At 56.6% G+C, this 19,090-nt stretch carries 19 protein-coding genes and 1 tRNA gene; 9 read left to right on the top strand and 11 right to left on the bottom strand.

Features of this window, described 5'->3' with window-relative positions; translation table 11 throughout:
- The first annotated feature begins 179 nt into the window (after positions 1–179).
- The 3 genes from C7J97_RS09415 (at position 180) to C7J97_RS09425 (ending at position 3,779) form a co-directional block, all read left to right on the top strand.
- Positions 180–1,016, top strand: coding sequence for a CPBP family intramembrane glutamic endopeptidase (locus C7J97_RS09415; RefSeq protein WP_113992868.1), 837 nt, complete (start codon positions 180–182; stop codon positions 1,014–1,016).
- A 156-nt stretch (positions 1,017–1,172) separates the two neighbouring features.
- Positions 1,173–1,427 (top strand): 30S ribosomal protein S15, encoded by a 255-nt coding sequence (rpsO, locus tag C7J97_RS09420; protein WP_005925047.1) that lies wholly within the window; start codon positions 1,173–1,175, stop codon positions 1,425–1,427.
- A 210-nt stretch (positions 1,428–1,637) separates the two neighbouring features.
- Positions 1,638–3,779 carry a polyribonucleotide nucleotidyltransferase gene (locus C7J97_RS09425; RefSeq protein WP_005925050.1) on the top strand — a complete coding sequence of 714 codons (2,142 nt, stop codon included), beginning with the start codon at positions 1,638–1,640 and terminating at the stop codon, positions 3,777–3,779.
- 387 nt (positions 3,780–4,166) lie between these two features.
- On the opposite strand, the gene C7J97_RS15010 is transcribed toward C7J97_RS09425, so the two are convergent.
- The 9 genes from C7J97_RS15010 to C7J97_RS15500 form a co-directional block, all read right to left on the bottom strand.
- Positions 4,167–5,021: an isopeptide-forming domain-containing protein gene (locus tag C7J97_RS15010; RefSeq protein ID WP_113992870.1), complete on the bottom strand. Its 855-nt coding sequence runs from the start codon at positions 5,019–5,021 to the stop codon at positions 4,167–4,169.
- Entirely contained in the window at positions 5,008–5,853 is an 846-nt protein-coding gene (locus tag C7J97_RS09440) for a class C sortase (RefSeq protein ID WP_113992871.1), read from the bottom strand. Before C7J97_RS09440 ends, C7J97_RS15010 begins: the two co-directional genes overlap by 14 nt.
- 79 nt (positions 5,854–5,932) lie before the next feature.
- Positions 5,933–7,531, bottom strand: coding sequence for an isopeptide-forming domain-containing fimbrial protein (locus C7J97_RS09445; RefSeq protein WP_113992872.1), 1,599 nt, complete (start codon positions 7,529–7,531; stop codon positions 5,933–5,935).
- A 147-nt stretch (positions 7,532–7,678) separates the two neighbouring features.
- Positions 7,679–9,523, bottom strand: a complete 1,845-nt coding sequence (locus C7J97_RS15390; protein WP_242983487.1) for an LPXTG cell wall anchor domain-containing protein — start codon at positions 9,521–9,523, stop codon at positions 7,679–7,681.
- 36 nt (positions 9,524–9,559) lie between these two features.
- Positions 9,560–10,399: a hypothetical protein gene (locus tag C7J97_RS15395; protein WP_242983488.1), complete on the bottom strand. Its 840-nt coding sequence runs from the start codon at positions 10,397–10,399 to the stop codon at positions 9,560–9,562.
- 22 nt (positions 10,400–10,421) lie between these two features.
- Positions 10,422–11,012: a signal peptidase I gene (lepB, locus tag C7J97_RS09455; protein WP_113992873.1), complete on the bottom strand. Its 591-nt coding sequence runs from the start codon at positions 11,010–11,012 to the stop codon at positions 10,422–10,424.
- The gene (locus C7J97_RS09460; RefSeq protein ID WP_113992874.1) at positions 11,009–11,548 is read right to left on the bottom strand and encodes a hypothetical protein; all 540 of its coding nucleotides are present in this window, start codon (positions 11,546–11,548) and stop codon (positions 11,009–11,011) included. Before C7J97_RS09460 ends, lepB begins: the two co-directional genes overlap by 4 nt.
- Positions 11,549–11,952: 404 nt before the next feature.
- Complete coding sequence (locus tag C7J97_RS09465) at positions 11,953–12,186, bottom strand: hypothetical protein (protein WP_223451920.1); 234 nt, start codon at positions 12,184–12,186, stop codon at positions 11,953–11,955.
- A 46-nt stretch (positions 12,187–12,232) separates the two neighbouring features.
- Positions 12,233–12,691, bottom strand: coding sequence for an InlB B-repeat-containing protein (locus tag C7J97_RS15500; protein ID WP_113992875.1), 459 nt, complete (start codon positions 12,689–12,691; stop codon positions 12,233–12,235).
- A gap of 409 nt (positions 12,692–13,100) precedes the next feature.
- On the opposite strand from C7J97_RS15500, the gene C7J97_RS09475 reads away from it, so the two are divergent.
- Positions 13,101–13,174: transfer RNA gene (locus C7J97_RS09475), tRNA-Gln, on the top strand.
- Between the two features lie 40 nt (positions 13,175–13,214).
- Here C7J97_RS09475 and C7J97_RS09480 read toward each other — a convergent pair.
- Positions 13,215–13,916 (bottom strand): GntR family transcriptional regulator, encoded by a 702-nt coding sequence (locus C7J97_RS09480; protein WP_005925075.1) that lies wholly within the window; start codon positions 13,914–13,916, stop codon positions 13,215–13,217.
- A 474-nt stretch (positions 13,917–14,390) separates the two neighbouring features.
- Between C7J97_RS09480 and C7J97_RS09485 the strand changes: the two genes are divergently transcribed.
- Positions 14,391–15,188, top strand: coding sequence for an AAC(3) family N-acetyltransferase (locus tag C7J97_RS09485; RefSeq protein ID WP_113992876.1), 798 nt, complete (start codon positions 14,391–14,393; stop codon positions 15,186–15,188).
- A gap of 47 nt (positions 15,189–15,235) precedes the next feature.
- On the opposite strand, the gene C7J97_RS09490 is transcribed toward C7J97_RS09485, so the two are convergent.
- Positions 15,236–16,168, bottom strand: a complete 933-nt coding sequence (locus tag C7J97_RS09490; protein WP_113992877.1) for an AraC family transcriptional regulator — start codon at positions 16,166–16,168, stop codon at positions 15,236–15,238.
- Positions 16,169–16,437: 269 nt separating this feature from the next.
- Here C7J97_RS09490 and C7J97_RS09495 point away from each other — a divergent pair, with 269 nt between their 5' ends.
- The 4 genes from C7J97_RS09495 (at position 16,438) to C7J97_RS09505 (ending at position 18,942) form a co-directional block, all read left to right on the top strand.
- Positions 16,438–16,692: a hypothetical protein gene (locus tag C7J97_RS09495; protein ID WP_055186070.1), complete on the top strand. Its 255-nt coding sequence runs from the start codon at positions 16,438–16,440 to the stop codon at positions 16,690–16,692.
- 145 nt (positions 16,693–16,837) lie between these two features.
- On the top strand, positions 16,838–17,491 hold the full coding sequence (locus C7J97_RS09500) for a hypothetical protein (RefSeq protein ID WP_242983489.1): 654 nt from the start codon (positions 16,838–16,840) through the stop codon (positions 17,489–17,491).
- 67 nt (positions 17,492–17,558) lie between these two features.
- The gene (locus tag C7J97_RS14865; protein ID WP_147232762.1) at positions 17,559–17,900 is read left to right on the top strand and encodes a hypothetical protein; all 342 of its coding nucleotides are present in this window, start codon (positions 17,559–17,561) and stop codon (positions 17,898–17,900) included.
- Positions 17,901–18,171: 271 nt separating this feature from the next.
- Positions 18,172–18,942: a TraX family protein gene (locus C7J97_RS09505; RefSeq protein ID WP_113992879.1), complete on the top strand. Its 771-nt coding sequence runs from the start codon at positions 18,172–18,174 to the stop codon at positions 18,940–18,942.
- The last annotated feature ends 148 nt before the right edge of the window (positions 18,943–19,090 follow it).

Raw genomic sequence — 19,090 nt, forward strand, 5'->3', positions numbered from 1 at the left:
GCAGACACGTCAAACCTGCAAGGCTATTTTAGCCCGTTTTTACATGAACTTTCTGTAAAAAGATGCTGCAAGCCGTTCACAGATCCCCGATCTCCCGGCAGCACACTTTATTTTCGCCCTATCGCTTTGGGGAGAATCGTGGTAGAATAGGGCTATCATTGATAGGGAGGGCTGTACTTATGCTCAAACGGCTGCGCACTGCGCACCCCATTCTTTATTGTATCCTGTCCGAGGTGCTGTTCCTTGGCAGCATGGTTTTGTTCAGCCTGCTGGCTACCATCGGGCTGGCAGCGGCAGGCGCGGATTTTGACACCATGGACGGCTATCTGCTGGGTTCTGTGCAGGAGGCTGTGGGGCTGGCGGTGGCGCTTTTGCTGCTGGCCCGCACCGGCAGACTTGATCTGTTGCACCGGCGCGGCTGCGGCTTTCTGAACGGAATGCTGGTGGGCATGTACCCGCTGTTCTTCATCGGGTATACGACCGTTGGGACGCTGGCCTTTGACCGCCCGGACACGCCGCTGCTGCCGCTGCCCCGCATCCTGACCTTTATGCTGAACATGATCCTTGTGGGCGTGGCTGAGGAGCTGGTGTTCCGTGGCATCATTGCCCAGACCCTGCTGGAGCGCTACGGCACCGCCCGTGCCGGGGTGTGGAAGGCCTGCCTTGTGTCCGGCGTGCTGTTCGGCGCGGCGCACCTGAGCAATCTGCTCGGCTCGGAAGCCTTTGGCGTGCTGATGCAGTGCGTGTTTGCGGCCTCGCTGGGCGTGATGTTGGCCGCCATCTACTTCCGCACCGGCAATCTGTGGGTGACGGTGTTCCTGCACAGCGCCATGGACATTGCCGCCATGCTCATCGGTGGGCTGTACGGCACCACCAGTGTGGCCGAGAGCGTGAGCGGCTACGATGCCTCGCGGCTGCTGTCGGTGGCGGTGTACCTGATCCCCACCCTGTTTCTGCTGCGCAAAAAGAAGCTGCCGGAGGTGCAGCTGTACTGGGGCGGCATTGTAAAAAATTAAGGCTTGCGGACAAAAATCTTCTTGCAATCTGCTGTGCAATCTGGTATACTGTATCTGTTACCGTGGCACGGGGCTGGGAGTATGCCCGTTTTTGGGAGAACCGTTTCCCGCCGCTGTGCCATAGGCAGATAAATTACTTGAAAGAGGTACTGTATTATGAATAAGCAGGAAGTTATGGCCAAAGTCGCTCTGACCGAGAAGGACACTGGCTCCCCCGAGGTTCAGGTCGCTCTGCTGACCGCTCACATCAACGAGCTGAACGAGCACCTGAAGAAGAACCCTAACGATCACCACAGCCGCCGCGGTCTGCTGAAGATGGTTGGCCGTCGCCGCAATCTGCTGGCTTATCTCCAGAAGAAGGACATCGAGCGTTACCGTGCTCTGATCGCAACTCTGGGTCTGCGTAAGTAATTTTAACGGAGGGCAGGTACCGCAAAGGTACCTGCCCTTTGCTTTATGTATAGCTCCATGTATCCCATGCGCACAAAATAGCGGTGGCAGCGTATTGCAGCAGTAAATCGAACGCCCGTGCCTGCGGGCAGGGACGCTGGATTTATTGCTATAATGCGCACGCCACGGCTTTTTGGATAGAACGATCCGAAAAACAAGGAGGCAGAAACAATGGCAATCGAATTTGGTTCCCGCAAAGAGACCTTTGACAACTTCAAGGTCTACGAAACCATGCTGGCCGGCCGCCCGTTCAAGGTTGAAATGGGCAAGATGTGTGGCCTGTCCAATGCCAGCGCACTGATCCGCTACGGCGAGACCTGCGTGATGTGCAACGTGGTCATGAGCCCCAAGCCCCGCGAGGGCGTGGATTTCTTCCCGCTGAACGTGGAGTACGAGGAAAAGCTCTACGCCGCAGGCCGCATTCCCGGCAGCTTTATGCGCCGTGAGGGCCGCCCCGGTGAGCGCGCTATCCTGACCAGCCGCGTGGTGGACCGCCCCATGCGCCCGCTGTTCCCCAAGGAGATGCGCAACGACGTGTGCATCACCATGACCGTCATGAGCCTTGACCCGGACTGCAGCCCCGAGATCGCCGGTATGATCGGCGCTTCTCTGGTGACCGCCGTGTCCGACATCCCCTGGAACGGCCCCATCGGCGGCGTGCAGGTGGGTCTGGTTGACGGCGAGATCGTGCTGAACCCCACCCAGGAGCAGCGCAAGGTGAGCGACCTTGCTCTGACCGTTGCCGCCACTATGGATAAGATCGTGATGATCGAGGCCGGCGCCAACGAGGTGGACGAGGACACCATGCTGACCGCCATCAAGACCGCACACGTTGAGATCAAGAAGATCATCGAGTTCATCAACAAGATCGTGGCCGAGCGCGGCAAGCCGAAGATCGACTTCCAGGTGGTGGGTCTGGACATGGACGTGTTCCACGCCATCCAGAATAAGTACTTGGACGATTTCAAGGCCGCTATGGACACCGACGACAAGAACGTGCGTGACGCAGCCCTGCTGCCCATCATGGACAAGATCGCTGAGGAATACCCCGACCTGTCTGCCGCCGATCTGGATCTGGTAAGCTACAAGATGCAGAAGTTCGTGGTGCGCCGCTGGCTGCTGGATGAGGGCAAGCGCGTGGACGGACGCGGCATCAACGAGATCCGCCCGCTGGCCGCAGAGGTGGGCATCCTGCCCCGCGTGCACGGCTCCGGTATGTTCACCCGTGGTCAGACGCAGGTGCTTACCACCTGCACGCTGGGCGGCACCAAGGACAACCAGTTGATGGACGACCTGACCGACGAGCAGACCAAGCGCTATATCCACCACTACAACTTCCCGCCGTACTCTGTGGGCGAGGCACGCGCACCGCGCAGCCCCGGCCGCCGCGAGATCGGCCACGGCGCATTGGCTGAGCGTGCTCTGGTGCCGGTGCTGCCCTCCTTGGAGGAGTTCCCCTACACCATCCGCTGCGTGTCCGAGGTGCTCAGCTCTAACGGCTCCACCTCTCAGGCTTCCATCTGCGGCTCTACGCTGGCACTGATGGACGCTGGCGTGCCCATCAAGGCTCCGGTTGCCGGTATCTCCTGCGGCCTGATCACCGAGGGCGAGCGCTGGATGACCATGCTGGACATTCAGGGCGTGGAGGACTTCCACGGCGATATGGACTTTAAGGTTGGCGGCACCCGCAAGGGCATCACCGCCATCCAGATGGACATCAAGATCGACGGCCTGACCTACGACATCATTGCCGAGGCCTTCGAGAAGTGCCGCAAGGGCCGCCTGTATATTCTGGACGAGATCATCAAGCCGGTGATCGCCGAGCCCCGTCAGGAGCTGAGCCGCTGGGCACCCAAGATGTTCAGCATGATGATCCCCACCGACAAGATCAAGGACGTGATCGGTAAGGGCGGCAAGGTCATTCAGGATATCTGCGCTACCTGCAACTGCAAGATCGACGTGCAGGAGGACGGCCATGTGTTCGTCTCCGCTGTGGATCAGGAGGACGCAAAGCGCGCCATCTTTACCATCAAGACCATTGTGGAGGACCCCGAGATCGGTGCCATCTACAAGGGCAAGGTGACCCGCCTGATGAACTTTGGTGCCTTTGTGGAGATCGCTCCGGGCAAGGAAGGCCTTGTGCATATCTCCAAGCTGGACACCAAGCGCGTGGAGCGGGTAGAGGACGTGGTTGCCGTGGGCGATGCCATCGTGGTCAAGGTGACCGACATCGACCAGCAGGGCCGCATCAACCTGAGCCGCCGCGACGCCATTCTGGCTCTGGAAGCCAAAAGGGCCGCCCAGCAGCAGTAAAAACCTAATACAGATTGCATAAAACAAGAGCCGCTGTACTTTTTGTACGGCGGCTCTTTTGCGTGTACCCCCTCAGGCTCACTGCGTTCGCCAGCTCCACCCCAAAAGCTCCCCCTTCGGGGGAGCTGGCATCGAGCAAAGCGAGATGCCTGAGAGGGTTCGTGCCTAAACCCCACCCGTGAAAAGGCAATTCTGGAAAATCCGCAGATTTTCCAGAATTGCAAATTTAAAAATATATTTTCCGCTGATTATGCGCAGAGCAACGCGGAGCGCATTCAAAATCGTGCTGCGCCCGGCAGGGGAAAGGGCACAAAAAATGCTCCCCCTTGCGGGGGAGCAAATTCGGTACACAACGCCACGCTGTGCCGAAAAGAAAGGAGTGCAAAGTCAGTTTTCCTTTTTGCCCTGACGGTTCAGCACCCAGCCTGCGGCAAACAGCAGCACGCCGCTGCAGGCCAGCACCGGCACGGGCCAGTTCAACTGGCCGGTCTGGGGCAGAACAGGCTTATCGGGGTTGGAAGGGGAGACCGGGTTATCCGGATTTTCGGGGCTTACGGGGTTGTCCGGGTTGCCGGGACTTACCGGGTTATCAGGGCTGTCCGGGCTCACCGGCGTATCCGGGTTATCCGGCTGCTCCGGGAGATCGGGGGTGTCCGGTGTGTCGGGCGTATCGGGCACATCCGGGGTGTCGGGGGTGTCCGGCGTTTCCGGGATGGTAGCGCCTACCTTGGGGGTGGCGTCCACATCGTAGATCCAGTTGTCGCCATCGGGCATGGGGATGGACACAAGGAAGGGCTTGATGGCCTCGTAGCCGTGGGATGCCTCGGTCTGCACGACCAAGTACAGACCCTGCGGCAGCTTGGTAATGTTGGCATAGCCCTCTTCGTTCACGTCCTGCTGGGCGGCAATGGCGGGCACAGCGGGCAGATACTTTACCAGCTGGTCTGCCAGCGTGCTGTCGGAAAGATCGCCCAGCACGACACCGCAGCCCGTAAAATCGCCGGTATAGTCAAAGTACAGGTTGCCGTTGGTGCGCTTGACGGTGGCCACCTGATACAGGGTAAGCTCGCCGCCGCGCAGGGGCACATCGTTGTGGGTGTCGTACAGACGGACGTGGAGCGAGCCCAGACGCCCCAGTACAATGTTGGCACTGGTGGCAAACGCCGGCAGGGCGCAGCATACCACAAGGCACATAGCCAGCAGCACAGCCGCCAGACGATGACGCAAATCAATGCTTTTCATGTTCTTCACCTCTCGTTTTCTTGGGTTTGCGTGTGGAAATCAGCATACCGATCAGCAAGATCAGCAGCATGGGCAGCGCCATAATGGGCGCAACAATAATGGGTTCAATTTTAAGCGCTTCGGCGGTAACGCGGAGGTGCTTGTACTGATCCGGGGTCTCTACGCGGCGGCCGCGTACCAGCAGGCGGTGGGTGTTGATGCCGTAGGGGGTGCAGGTCATCAAGGTGACGTAGTCCTTGCCTTCGGCGATCTTCAGCTCATCGGTCTCGGTGGGCAGCACGATGGAAATTTTGTCCACCTCGTAGGTGAGCACCCGGTCCAGCACGGTGATGGTAAAGGTATCGCCCACTTCCAGCTGGTCGAGGTTGGTAAACAGCTTTGCGCTGGGCAGGCCGCGGTGCGCCGAGATGACCGCGTGGGTGCTCTCGCCGCCCACCGGCAGGCTGGTGCCCTCCAGGTGGCCTGCGGCGATCTGCAATACGCCGTCGCTGGTGCCGTGGTAGATGGGCAGCTCCACGCCGATTTTGGAAATGGTGATGTAACCCATAATGCCGGTGCCGGTAATATCCAGCGTGTCGTTGTAGCCGGTAAGCTGATCCGGGCGGTAAAGGGCGTTTTTGTTGGCGGCCACCTGTGCGTTAAAGGCATCGGCGGCGTCAAAGTAGGCGCTGTAGTCGGCATCGGTCAGATTGTCCACATCCTCGGCATAGGTGGCCACAGCACGGGACTGATGCAGTTGGTTGACGTAATCGCTGAGGGTAGGGTATAACATCACGGATAGACCCACGAAAAAGACGAGGATCAGGATGATGGTGCTTTTGTTCTTTTTCATGGGCTACTCCCTAATGTTATAAGGATAGGAGCGGGGGCCTTGCAGCCCCTTTGCTCCGGGTTCTTGGGGGAAATGGAGCTTACTTGTTCTCCATGCGCTTCTTGGTGACCAGCAGAACGATGGCCGCAACCATTAGGCCGCTGCCGACCACATAGAACAGGGTAGTGCCGATGCCGCCGGTGGAGGGCAGGGTAATGCCGCTGGCTTTGTTGATGATTTCATTATTCAGGTTGGATTCACCGGACAGATTAACATCGTGTTCGTCGTGCGTTGCAGAAATGACGATTTTAGTTTTGTCACAGGCACTGTAACCGGTGGGAGGGTTGGTCTCCTTCAGGTAGTAGGTGCCAGCGTCCAGACCTTTAACGTTGAACGTGCCATCAGCGGCGGATTTCATTTCAACAGCGGTTTTACCGGTTGCGTTCTTGATGGGGTAGTAGAATTTGCCGTCTTGGTAGAGCTCCACTTCATTCGTACAATCCGCATCGCTGTACAGACGGAAGCCAGCGCCCTCCAGCTTGTTGTTCTCGTTAACTTCATCGCGGTACTTGGTGTTGTTCAGCTGGTAGGTGTACACACGGACTTCGCTTTCGGGAGTGAAGCCCCAGTATGCGCTGTTTCTGGGGTTATTAGAGTACTGGAGCTGTACTTTGTTTTTGTTATCGGTAGAGCCACTTGTAGAATTGACAGCGGCTTTGTCGTTCAGGTGTGCAGTATAGGTGACCGTAATAGTCGCGCCGTCATTCAAATTGAACCTTGGATCTTCAACACAGGTTTTGACATCAGGAATGCCTACCACAAAATAGTTATGACTTTCAAGATCGGTAGTATCAATGGTATACTTCGAAGAATCGCCGGTGATATCATAGGGAATGCCATTGGATTCAATGACTACACTATCGAGTCTGTCATAAGTAATGCCCTTGGACAAGGTATCATTGAACAAAACAGCGTACTCGTCATAGTAATCGTAAGCACGGCCATTGTCTCTGCTTGCGGGCAAGGTAGCAATCAGCTTGAACTGGAACTCTTCGTTGATCGCATGGTCAGCGCTGGAATAAAAACCTGCTTCGTTGGTGCCATCCTGATTGTCATAAACTTCCTTCTCAACATAGGGCTTTACAACCTTATGATTAACTAAAACGACATAGGGTGCTTGGGGAACATTCAGCAGGAAGAAGGAATTGTAGGCATGATAGAAATCGCGAAGGTTAAAGTAGGTAGTATCAACGATCAGATAATAACCTGACTCTGGAATGTTGATGCCACCGGTGTGATCTGTAATGACGGGTTTCGGGTTTGCATTGGCATCCGGGTAGAGATAGTGGCATACAACGCGCGCAAAAGCGATGCTGTAATCATCGGAATTATGCCATTTGCTGATAACCGCAAGAACGTCCTGAGCAGTGAAATTAGTTTTAAACTCACCGCCGATGGTAGGATCTGCCGTCAACTGCGCCAGAAACTCGTCAGGCTTAGTGATGCTGCTGCCCCACCCAACGTTGGAAAGCGTCTCATTGTCCTTACTAATAACACCCTTGAAGATCTGGAAAGCGCTGTAACCGTGGAGTTGGTTGAGGTCCTCCTCAGTGTCGTATGCAAACGCCGGGATCGCCATGGCGCACACCATGGCAACTGCCAGCAGAGCAGCCATGAGTTTCTTCATTGCTTTTTTCATGGAAAAGCCCCTTTCTTTTTTTTGCCCCTTGCCTCCCCCTGCATTTTGTGCAGGGGGGAGGGATGTGGTTTATGTTCGGATCATCGCGTAAACTTTGCGCTGGGCGGGCGGGGGCTCAGCCCCGGCACGCCAGCAGAAAAGTGCAGTTTAGTCATCTGCTCTCCCTTCGCGTCTGCGCTTGCGGTGGATAAAACTATATGCCAGCGCAGACAGCATCATTGTGCCGCCCACGGCTGTATACGGGAGTGTACCGGTGCCGCCGGTAGAGGGGAGCTCGTAGCCGGAGCTTTCGGTCTCCTTGTTGGTCGGCGTGAACTGACTGCCAGAAACCGAAATACGATCTTCAAAATTAGTCGTCCACCGCTTCCAATCATTTTCGTTGTTGGAACGGGCACGGTTCTGGAACTCAGAATGACCGGCACCTGTAGCAGTGTTTTTGGTTATCTTAACGCGATAGGTCAGCCGATAACTTTCGCCGGAGTCTAATTTTTTCAGCTCTGTAATATGGAAGCTATCAGCGCTAAAAAAGTTGTTGTAGTCCGTTACCTCGCTCTCAGAGTTGCTTGCATCGATCTTTACCAGCTTAAAGCTGTCGGTTACATATTCGCCGGCGATCGTTTCAGTGTTTTGGAGCTCGTCCAGAATTTCAATGGGCTGAGACCAGCCATCCTTAGAGGAAACGATGACGGTGTAATCAATATAGGTAGTGCCGTCACTATCCACAACGGGGGTAGAGCCCTCCTTTTCAATAGCCAGATCGCGCGGCAGCGTGACGATAAGTTCCAGCCCGGTCGGGAAGCGGATCGTGTTGCTTTCCTGAGTGCCGACTGTGGAAGCTTCTGCCTCAAAATCAAAGTGTCCGGTAAAAAGCTTTGAAGTATCAAACTCTTCATTGAAAGTAAGTTGGACAACACCATTCGTATCAACTACACCGGTACCAACTTCCTGATTGGTGCTTTGGTCGACCAATGGGAACGACTTGTTTTCAGATAGCTCAATCCCAGCGGGAAGCTGATAGGTCAGGTTTTTTGTGGTAAGATCCTTAAGGGCATTTTCAGGGATATTAAAGGTGTAGTTCAGACTAAGCTTATCGCCATCCTTCAACTCGATCTGATCTTCCGGGTTAAGAACTTTTGTACCTTGCTTTACGGTGATATCGGTAATGCCGCCCTTATTCGTGCCCTCAGACGTTTCTACAAAGTAATCAAGATAGGTTCCCCCTGCCGCCGGTGCAGGCACACGGTTCGGGCGGCTGGGGGAGATGGTAGGCAGCTGGCTGGCGTACTGGGCGGCGGCAACATCCACCACGGCCAGAACCTCAGCATCGAAAAGCGTGACCTCAGCCACCTTGCCGTCCACGTCGCCGGAAATAACGGTCAGCGTGCCGGCGTCGCTGTCCACACTGCTCACGATGCCCACGGTCTCCACCGGTTCAGCATCGGTCACGGTGGTGGTCTGCGGCTCGGCAGCGGGGGACACCACGCTGGGGATAAGGGTGTCCGCGCCGGATGCAGAGGTGCCGGTGCTGTCCGCCGGCTTTGCGGCGGGCTGCTCCGGGTTGGCGGTGTCGGGGAGATCAGGGGTGATCACGCTGTCGGCAGCGGGGGCATCCTCAGCGGCGGGGGCTGCATCCAACGAAGCGGCGCCGGATTCCTCAAGCTCTGCGCCGTTCTCACCCTCAGCGTCCATGCTGAACTGGTCGTCCAGATCGTCCGCTGCACCATCGGCGCTGCTGTCCACAGCCACGGTGCGGGTGACATACTTATTATAAATAACGATGTCGCCCACATTGGCGGCGCTGCCGTCCTCGCCGTCCAGCAGCCAGTCCATGTCGCTCATGGAGCTGCGCAGGGAAAGCACGCTGGCCTCCTGCGGGATGGCGCTCTGGGGGATACCGGCGTACTTCAGGCAGTAGGAGAGGAACATCACGTCCCACTCGCCGTAGGGGTTGCCGTAAGACTGGCCGTAGCGGGAGTAGTAGTGCAGGGTCACGCCGTCTGCGGGGTCGATCTCAAAGTTTTTCTCGCTCTACTCGTAGCCCAGCTGGGTCTTTGCCACGCTGAGCAGGTCCTCGTCCCAGTTGCCGGTCATCACGGCCTCGGCGTTGGCGGCCTGCCACTCCTCGGGGGTCTCAACGTCGGCGGAGGTGTCGCTCAGGCAGGCTACGGTGTGGTGATGCTCCGGCAGGGGGCAGGTAAGCACTTCCTCGTAGCAGGCGTCAGTGTGGTGGTGGTAGATGGGCTCCACGGTGTCCACCGTCGGCTCCAGTGCCACAGGCTCGGCCACAGCCATAGCCGCCAGCTCGGCGCTCTGGGTGGGCTCCACCACCTGCTCCACAAGCTCGCCCTCTTCCAGTCCACAGGTCAGCTCGTACTCGGTGGTATAGCAGTTTTCATCGTGGGTATGCTCAAATTTGTCGCAGATCAGGCTGCCATCCTCAGGGTCGAAGCAGTCGTCACCGTGGACGTGCTCTTCTTCCATGCAGGTCAGGGTCTGCACCTCGGTGTAGCAGTCCTCGGTGTGCTCGTGGGGCACAAACTCGATCTGCGGCTCCAGTGCCAGCGGCGCGGGCTCAGCCTCAACGGTGGGCTGGCTGGTGGCAGCAGCGGCGGCCAGCTCGTCCGCATTTTCAAGCTCGCCTTCCTCGTAACCGCAGGTGAGCACCTTGGTGTAGCAATCCGCGGTGTGGGTGTGCTCCTCCTCGCCGCACTGGTACTGCGCGGTCATCGAGATGCCCACGCCATGCAGCTGCCAGTTGACGAACAGGGTGGTGATCATGGCAAGTGCCAGCACAAATGCGGTGTAGCGCCGCAGGGTGTGCCGGTTCTCACGGAACCGCTCCATGTACGTTTTAAGAATGTCGTTCATAACGAAATACCTCCTCCCGGGGTCAATGGATCAACGAGAAGCTGGACAAGGGCCATACCCTTAGAAAAACCCTGCCCACGATCTGGCTTTTTTCAACGCAGCCTATCACGCTGCTGCGGCTGTCGATGGAGGTGGCACGGTGGTCGCCCAGCACGAAGTAGCGGTTTTCCGGCACCTGATAGGGGAACCGGATGTCGCATTCGCCCACGGTCAGCGCGTCCACATAGGGTTCGTCCAGCGCCACGCCGTTTACCGAGACTACGCCATTCACGTCCATATCGATCACATCACCGGGCTGCCCGATGATGCGTTTGAGCAGCAGCTTGTTCTGCCAGTAAAACCCGCACAGCTCGCCGTTTTCAATGTGGTTGGATTTTACCAGCAGGATAATGTCTTTATCATTTAATGTAGGGTACATGCTGTCGCCGGAGACCTGAAGCACCGGCAGAAACAGCGTAGCCAGCAGCACAGCTACTGCGGCTACCACCACCAGAATATAGATCGTACTGCGCAGCACCCGCTGGTAGCGGTTCTGGTACGCAAGACGCTCACGTTCTGCGGCCACTTCCTCGGTGGAAGGGATGGAAGCAAACCGGATATCGCGTTTTTTCATGTTTCCTCCGAAGGCAGACCGTCGGTGCTGCGGTACTGGTCCAGCAGCTCATTGGCCTTGTGGTCAAATGCCTGCCAGCGCTGCTGCACCTCCTGCTCGGCGCGCTCTACCATGGCCTTGCAGTCGGCCTCGGTCTGGGTGCGTTTTTGCGCGGCGGCGACGGTCATGGCGTCGCATTCCTGCTGCGCCTGCGCTTTCAGGCTGTCGGCGTCTGCCTGTGCCTGCTCCAGAATGCGCTTGGCCTCGCTGCGCGCCTGCGAAAGGGTATTGGCGGCGGTGGCGTTGGTGTCCGCAAGACTGGCCTGCACTGAGTGCAGATAGTCATCGGCGGCGGCCTGCGCGGCGGCGAACACGTTGTTCAGCTCCAGCGCGGCCTGCGCGATGGAACCGGCGCTTTCCAGCCGGAGCTGCCGGTCCTGCAGCTGCGCGGTAAGCGCGGCGTTCTGCGCCTTGAGCTGGTCCTCGCTCTGCTTCAGCGCATAGATGATCTCTATCAGTTCAGCGCGGTGCATCCGCCGCAGTTCACGATCTGCCATTTGTGTACAAACTCCCGAATGTAAAGATAACGAAAATTTTTTCGAAAATACCGAAACAACTTAAAGGAAATGCCTGATAATTCACTTGTTGCCACGCAATTTGCGCAGCGGGAGAGACCTTTTATAAACTATCTTAGTTTAGCACATTCCATGTAACAACAATATAACAAATCAGACACAAAATCAAGAGATAAAGCCGAAAAAATATCGCATTTTTTTGCTTTTTATATAGAAAAAGCCCAAAAAACGGCCACTGACCCCCCAAAAGCTTAAAAAGTTTGTTCACAATTCTGGAACGTGAAGTACTGCGCAGTAATGCACTGAATTACAGCGTGTACGAAAAACGGGAGCCGCACTTTTCGAAAAAAGCGCGGCTCCCGGATCTGAACTTTGGGGTGATGCTTTTACTTGCCGAAGCTGCCCAGCAGGCTGTTCAGCGATACAAAGGACTGGTAGATGACGTTAACGTTGTTGATGATGGAGCTTGCACCGGAGAAGATGCGGGCAATGTAGTTGAACACCTTGCCGATGTCCAGGAAGGACTGATAAGCGTTGCTGGCGCCGCCGTCCAGATAGGTCATCTCCTCGGCTTCGATAGCGGAATAGCTGGCGGGCATTTTCATGGTAGAAGTAGTCATGGTAAGATCCCTTTCTTCAATGGTGTCATTGTGTTTACAGCAGTGTTCAGAACATGGTGGCGACCAGCAGGGTAGTAAGCAGGGCACCGGCCACAAGTGCAGGCCCTACATACTTTTGCCACTGGGTGGCGGCAGGCTGGGTGGTGGGCTGCGGCACGGTAGAAGTACCGACCTTGGCAGTCCAGTGGGCGTAGATGGTGGCGTCGGAGGTGAACACGGTGGAGGTGGTCACCTTGCTGCCGCCCACCGGCTCAGTGTACCAGCCGTCAAAGGTGTAGCCCGTCATGGTAGGCTGCTCGGGCGTGCTCTCCAGTTTGCCGGACAGGTTCGTGTAGGTTACCACGGTGGAGCAGATGCCGCCCTGGGCATCCATACCAATGGCGTACACGTTCTCTTCCTTTTTGCTCCCTGAAGTTTTGTCGGCGGCAAATGCAGCCGGCAGTGCGCAGCACAGCAGCGTGAACAGGCAAAGCCCGACCACCAGCGTTTTCAGGAATTTTTTCATGAGATCCCTCGCTTTCCTTCACAAAGATGGAGACACTGCCCCGCCCGGGGACAGCCCGGACATCGGCGTAGTTTCTTCAACTTATTTTTATCACATCCAGTGTACCAGAACCGCAACAAAAAATACAGTCTTTTGAGAAAATAATAAGAAAAATCAGGAAAAAATAAATTTCACCTTTGCAATATGAATCTTGTGCCCCCTGCGGACTGTGTTTTTTGAAAAACGCATCCCGCAAAACTTGCCTTTCGTAAAAACATGGAAGGATATGGAAAACGCAGGACCCCGGCCGCAAAGCCCAAAAACCGACCCAAACCGCCGCAAGTGCGGCAGACAGCGCACAGAAAAAGCTGCAAAAATGCGGCGCACCTCTTGTGGAACAGCGGAAAATATGCTATACTATTTTGCATGATGCGCCATCGCCAAGCGGTAAGGCAGGGGACTTTGACTCCCCCATCGTAGGTTCGACTCCTGCTGGCGCAACCAGAAGAAGGCCGCTGCACAGTTTCCTGTGCAGCGGCCTTCTTTATTTTTTGTTCTCCGGCAGCTTGAAGTAGCCGCGGTATTCGTCGGAGTAGATCTTGCTGCCCATACGGCTCACACCGCCGTACAGGTGGGTGCGCATCAGCGGCTCGATGGCGTCCAGATCCTTCTCACGCAGGATGCGCAGCATCTCGGCGTGCTCGCTGACGACGCTGGACACGTTGCGTGCACCCACGATGTCCAGACGGATAAAGCGGGAGTAGTCTGCCTGCGGACGGGTCATCTGCTCCCAGAGGTACTCCTTGCTGGTCTTGTGGAACCAGTACTCGTGCATGGCAAGGTCGCAGCTGAGGAAGTGGTTGAAATCAAAGTTCTCCGGGTCGCTGCGCCCTGCAGCGGCTTCCAGCAGCATATTATAAAGGTGTTCTACCGCAAGGATCTCCATGGGCGAGCAGCTCTGCACAAAATCCCGGAACACCATGCCCTCCACCGCAACACGCTGGAAGATGAGCTGGTCCACCACGCCGGTGTCGATGGCGGTAACAATGGTGCCCTTGCAGGGAATGATCTGCACAAAGCGGTTCTGCTCCAGCCGCTGCAAAACGCTGCGGATAGGAGTGCGCGAAACGCCGAACCGCTTGCACAGCTGGTTTTCGCTCAGTGCTTCCCCGGGCAGGATCTTCAACGCGCAGATCTCGTCCTCGAGAATATGATAGAGCTCATCAGTGTGCTGTAATGTAGCCATAGTTGTTCTCCATTTATCCGGTAAATGTAATCTTAGTATCATTGTACCGTTACAGCAACTGAATGTCAATGCTGGAATGGAACTTAATTTGAATACTTGTATACAAGAATGCGCACTCGCGCACGGAACTGTTCCTGAAACTGAAAAACTGATATACCACTTTGCAATGCGGGAAAAGTGCTGATAAAATGCTGCAATCAAGTGACTGTTGTACCAAATGCACAAAGAAAACAGGAAACAACTGTCAAATTGCTATAATTGCAAGGCGCTGTGCTTGTTTCGCGGTAACGCTGCGAGATGATATGCTGTATACAGGATTTTACTAAAAAAGCTGCAAGGGCACACACCCCGCAGATACCGGCTCGTCTCCGGCAAATACAACAGGGTGTTTGCCTTTTTTGCGTGCGTGCTTGCTTTGCCGCACAAAAGGCGGTAAACTGGGTACAGACAAAATGCCCGAAAAGGAGAAACGACATGGCATACACAAAGGCTGACCTCAAGCACGACCTTGCCGCGATGGGGCTGACAGGCAACGAGACCATCCTGATCCATTCCTCCATGAAGTCCATTGGCGCGGTGGAGGGCGGCGCAGACACGGTTCTGGACGCATGGATGGAGTTTTTTGCGGAGGGCTTGCTGCTGCTGCCCACCCACACATGGCGGTTCATCAACGAGGAAAACCGAGTGTTCGATGTGCGCCGCAGCCCGTGTTGTGTGGGCATTCTGCCGGAGCTGTTCCGGCAGCGCCCTGGCGTGGTGCGCTCGCTGCACCCCACCCACAGCATGGCAGCTTACGGCAAGGGCGCAGCTGCGTATCTGGAAGGGGAGTTGGACGCCAACACCCCCTGCACTCCCGGCGGCTGCTACGATCGGCTGCGGGCAGCCCACGGCAAGGTGTTGCTGCTGGGGGTCACCCACGCCCGCAACACCTTTATCCATAGTGTGGAGGAGGTGCTGAACGTGCCGAACCGCCTGACCGACAAGCCCATGCAGATGACCGTGGTGGACGAAGCCGGGGCGCAGCACACCGTCTATATGCGCCGTCACTACAACGCACAGCAGCCGCACATCTCGGAGGATTTCGTCAAGCTGGAACAGGCGTATCTGGACTGCGGCGCAGCCCGGAACACGAAATTTGGCGATGCAAGCTGCATTTTGTGCGACGCCGGGGGGCTTTTCCGGGTCACCCGCCATGTTCTTGCCCCGAACCCCGAGGCCTTTGTCACCGAGCCGGTCATCCCGCCGGAGCGCTGGCAAGGGGAAATTTTATAATGCAATGCCGGGCAGCTTGCAGCTGCCCGGCATTTTTTACTTTTTGCTCAGCAGAAGCGGATACGGTACTCCCGGGGGGTGCAGTGCTTGATCTCCCGGAAGGTCTTGATAAAGTAGCTGGCGTCCGAAAAGCCGCATTCCAGCCCCACCTCGCCGGTCTTGAGCCGGGTGGAGCGCAGCAGCTCGGCGGCTTTTTCCACCCGGAACTGCTTGACGTACTGGATGGGTGTGATGCCCAGAAACTGCCGGAAACTGCGCAGACAGGCGCTTTCGCTCAGGGCAACGCAGTCGGCCAGTTTTTCCACGGTCAGCTCCTCGGCGTAGTGCTCCTCTACATAGCGCAGCATCTGCTTCATCCGCTCCGAGGCAATCTGCTCCTGCTCCGATACCTTCACCTTGCCGCTGACGCATTGGGTAATGAGCAGCCGCAGGGCAGCGGTAAGGTGGTAGCGCACCCGGTTCTCGTAGTCAAAGGGCTCGTCCGCCACGCCCTTCCACGCCTCCCGCAGGCAGAGCAGCACCTGCCGCTGCCATGGCACGGCCTCGTCCAGCAAAAAGAAGGGCGGTGTGCCGGGCTGCAAGAGCGGGCGGATGAGTTTTTGCCAGAATACGGTGTCCATGCCGCCGATAAGCCGTGGCTGGAACACGCCGGAGTGCAGCAGCGCCCTGCCCTCGGCAGGCTCTACCGCGTGCAGCGCCCCGGAGTTGATGAACACCCCCTGCCCGGTCTGCAAAGTCAGCCGGGTCTTGTTCACATCTACATGGATGGGCCCCAACGCCGCCAGAATGAACTCAAATTCCTCGTGCCAGTGCCACGCCACCGAAAAACAGGAAAGATCCTCGGCATAGCAGGCGATAGGGAACAGCGGGCTGCCGTGCTGGGCCTGCTCCCGCCCGGCGGCATCGGCCACCACGGCAGTAGCGCTGGACAGCCCCACCCGGCCGCTGGTATAAGAGGCACAGCTTGTCTGATATGCCATATTCACCAAATCCTTTCCGCAATACTTTGAATGTTTTTTGTCAATGCCGGTTTTGTTGCATATACTATGCGGTTTTATTCTATTATTAGCGATTGTTTTGTGGTATTATCCTATCAGAGCTTCCAAGCTCAGTATAGCACCAAGGCAACCGGGACGCAAGCTGTGCAAGCGTTTCCACTGCCGGGCAAAACCGCTATTCTCCCGCCGCCAGTCCAAAGAGGGCCGGACGGCAAGTGTAACATAAACCATTTCATCAAGGAGGTATTCCTATGCTTCGTATCGAGTATTTTGATAAGGAACGTTTCATGCGCCAGCTTTCTGCCAGCCACGGCAGCGTGCTGCTGCATCTGGACAACGGCAAGACCTGCGACCTGAAAAAGGACACTACCGCACGCTCCATGCTGCAGATGATGGACACTGCCCCCAAAAAGGGCTTTGACCTCACCGTGACCGACCCTGCCGACGTGACCGGCTTCCTGCGCTATATGCTGGAGGCAGGCCGCACCGAGCGCGTGGCCGGCTGAGTAATGCCAATCTCTTATCCCAATAAGTGTCACAGCAAAAGCAAAACGCCTGCCCCGGTCATGCCGGGGCGGGCGTTTTGCTCATTTTACCGGAAGGCTTGCGCGGGCGGGCAGTCTGTGGTAAGCTGAAAGCAGAAAAAACAAGATGGAGGGAACGACTATGAACCTGAAGGAAGCATTCCGCTACCAGAACAAGCTCCAGTCTCTGCTGGACGAGGCGCAGGGCATTCTGGACTGCGATGCCAACGTGACCAAGGTGGCCAACACCTATCTGCGCCATAAGGTGATGCCCGAGGCCGAGGACGAGACCGTTATGGACGTGGCACAGACCGAATATGCAGAGCAGATCACCGACGTTGCCCGGTTCATGCTCTATCTGCTGGAGGAAAAAAGCCGCCTGTTTGCCGCCATCCGCAAGGCAAAGGATGCACTGGACATGGATATGGACAGCGAGGTCAGCCTGAATGCCGCGCGGCAGAGCATTGCCCGCACCTTCAAACGGATGAACGACCTGCGCAGTTCTGAGCAGTTGCTCTCCGGCGGGGGCACCGGCTACCGCTTCAACGCTGAGGGCAACCAGATCTCCTACTGCTGCGATGTGAAGCGGGTGACCACCATCAACTACGACCGCAAGGTCATCCATGCGGCGCTGAGCAAGCTGAACCGGCAGGCAGACGAAACCTCCAACCGGCTGGACATCTGCCTTGTGACCTCCAAGGTAGACTACACTGTCCCCTTTGATGTGAACGCCAGCTTTGCCGAGGCATTTGAGACCTATCTGGAAAATGTCCAAAACTAAATAAACGTTCCACCGGCTATTTTGGGTGCGGCAAGCGCCGGGTGCACAGCTGCCGGTTCAGGTGCAGATGAACTATAACGCTGCACATTTCCGCAAGGAAGTTTTGGTACGGCTCACCTTACGAGCCAGCTATTATGAAAAAATCTTGCGTTCGGCTTTTCCGCCACCGCCAGACGCTTTTTCGCCGAAACCGTCCCTTGCTTTTTCCCGCATTCCTGCTTTTGCGCTTACGTCTCCATGGGCAGGCAGGCAAGCCACCCTTCATGAATTTTGCCCGCAGATTTTGCGGGCGCACACCTTCTGCGTGCCGGGCGGGCGCTTTGCGCCCCTGTGCACACAAAAAATGGCAGCCGTCCCTGCGCTTGCCGTATCCAAAATAGCCGGTGGAAAACCAAAACCGGAGGTATGAGCTATGAAAAGGTGTAAGCTGTTTTATCTCATCGGGCTGCTGTTTTTTCTTGCTGCGGCGCTGAACTTTGTTACCGGAGGGGATCACGCTACGGCAGTGGTATGGCGCTGCCTTGGCGCTACCTTTTTGTTGCTAGGGTGTTCGCAGCAGAAAAAATAAAGCAGCAAGCCGGCCCCGGCGGGAAAAGAACTACCGGGGCTGCAATTCTTTGCGGGGCTCGTTCGTATTCCAGATAAAGGAACTGAATTTCGACAAAAGACGAGGTGCGAGTATGTCAACGAAACCAATCAGCCCCACTGCCGCGACCCGCTTTGACCTGAGCGCAGCGGCCCTTCATATCCTTGCCATGGCGCTGATGCTGATGGACCACCTGTGGGCCACTTTGCTGCCCGCGCAGGAATGGCTGACCTGTGCCGGGCGGGTGGCGTTTCCCATCTTTGCGTTTATGGCGGTGGAGGGCTACTTCCACACCCATGACCTGAAAAAATACACCCTGCGTCTGCTGCTGTTTGCCCTGCTTTCGGAAATCCCCTTCGATTTGATGTACGGCGGCACATGGTTCTACCCGGTGCACCAGAACGTCATCTGGACGCTGCTGCTGGGCATTCTGGGCATCCACTTGATGGAAACGGTGCGCAAAAAGCAGAAAACATGGTTGTACCTGCTGGTAGCGGCCCTTGTGGTGGCGGCAGGCGCGGTGCTGGGTACGCTGGGCATGGTGGACTACTACGGCGCCGGTGTGCTGACCGTGTTCATCTTCTACTTTTTTCACGGGCGCAGGTGGTGGTGCCTGCTGGGGCAGCTGGCAGCGCTGTACTGGGTCAACGTGGAACTGCTGGGCGGGCTGATGTACCCCATTCAGCTCTTCGGCATGGACTTTGAGCTTTGCCAGCAGGGGCTGGCGCTGCTGGCACTGGTGCCCATCTGGCTGTACCGCGGTCGGCAGGGCTACCACAGCAAGCCTTTCCAGTATGCCTGCTACGCCTTTTACCCCGTGCACATGCTGCTGCTGGTTCTGGTGCTGAATTTCGTGAATCGGTAAGGAGAATGGAGCACTCCAAAAACATTTTTACGCGTGGGGCGTAGAGAGGAATTTCCGCTGAAAATAGCCAAAGCGTATGCGGAGCCATTCGAAATCGTTCCGCCGGTATAAGGCCGCTGCACAAAGCGCTGTGCGGCGGCTTTTTTTG

This window comes from Faecalibacterium prausnitzii (assembly GCF_003324185.1).
Taxonomy (GTDB): domain Bacteria; phylum Bacillota; class Clostridia; order Oscillospirales; family Ruminococcaceae; genus Faecalibacterium; species Faecalibacterium prausnitzii.

Bases quoted from the DNA above. Each gene is read 5' to 3' on its own strand.
- C7J97_RS15395 (WP_242983488.1), bottom strand. From the start codon at position 10,399: ATGAACGACATTCTTAAAACGTACATGGAGCGGTTCCGTGAGAACCGG.
- C7J97_RS09495 (WP_055186070.1), top strand. From the start codon at position 16,438: ATGCTTCGTATCGAGTATTTTGATAAGGAACGTTTCATGCGCCAGCTT.
- C7J97_RS15010 (WP_113992870.1), bottom strand. From the start codon at position 5,021: ATGAAAAGCATTGATTTGCGTCATCGTCTGGCGGCTGTGCTGCTGGCT.
- C7J97_RS09415 (WP_113992868.1), top strand. From the start codon at position 180: ATGCTCAAACGGCTGCGCACTGCGCACCCCATTCTTTATTGTATCCTG.
- C7J97_RS09490 (WP_113992877.1), bottom strand. From the start codon at position 16,168: ATGGCATATCAGACAAGCTGTGCCTCTTATACCAGCGGCCGGGTGGGG.
- C7J97_RS09500 (WP_242983489.1), top strand. From the start codon at position 16,838: ATGGAGGGAACGACTATGAACCTGAAGGAAGCATTCCGCTACCAGAAC.
- C7J97_RS09465 (WP_223451920.1), bottom strand. From the start codon at position 12,186: ATGACTACTTCTACCATGAAAATGCCCGCCAGCTATTCCGCTATCGAA.
- C7J97_RS14865 (WP_147232762.1), top strand. From the start codon at position 17,559: ATGAACTATAACGCTGCACATTTCCGCAAGGAAGTTTTGGTACGGCTC.
- C7J97_RS09505 (WP_113992879.1), top strand. From the start codon at position 18,172: ATGTCAACGAAACCAATCAGCCCCACTGCCGCGACCCGCTTTGACCTG.
- C7J97_RS09440 (WP_113992871.1), bottom strand. From the start codon at position 5,853: ATGAAAAAGAACAAAAGCACCATCATCCTGATCCTCGTCTTTTTCGTG.
- C7J97_RS09445 (WP_113992872.1), bottom strand. From the start codon at position 7,531: ATGAAAAAAGCAATGAAGAAACTCATGGCTGCTCTGCTGGCAGTTGCC.
- C7J97_RS09425 (WP_005925050.1), top strand. From the start codon at position 1,638: ATGGCAATCGAATTTGGTTCCCGCAAAGAGACCTTTGACAACTTCAAG.
- C7J97_RS09480 (WP_005925075.1), bottom strand. From the start codon at position 13,916: ATGGCTACATTACAGCACACTGATGAGCTCTATCATATTCTCGAGGAC.
- rpsO (WP_005925047.1), top strand. From the start codon at position 1,173: ATGAATAAGCAGGAAGTTATGGCCAAAGTCGCTCTGACCGAGAAGGAC.
- C7J97_RS09485 (WP_113992876.1), top strand. From the start codon at position 14,391: ATGGCATACACAAAGGCTGACCTCAAGCACGACCTTGCCGCGATGGGG.
- C7J97_RS15500 (WP_113992875.1), bottom strand. From the start codon at position 12,691: ATGAAAAAATTCCTGAAAACGCTGGTGGTCGGGCTTTGCCTGTTCACG.
- lepB (WP_113992873.1), bottom strand. From the start codon at position 11,012: ATGAAAAAACGCGATATCCGGTTTGCTTCCATCCCTTCCACCGAGGAA.
- C7J97_RS09460 (WP_113992874.1), bottom strand. From the start codon at position 11,548: ATGGCAGATCGTGAACTGCGGCGGATGCACCGCGCTGAACTGATAGAG.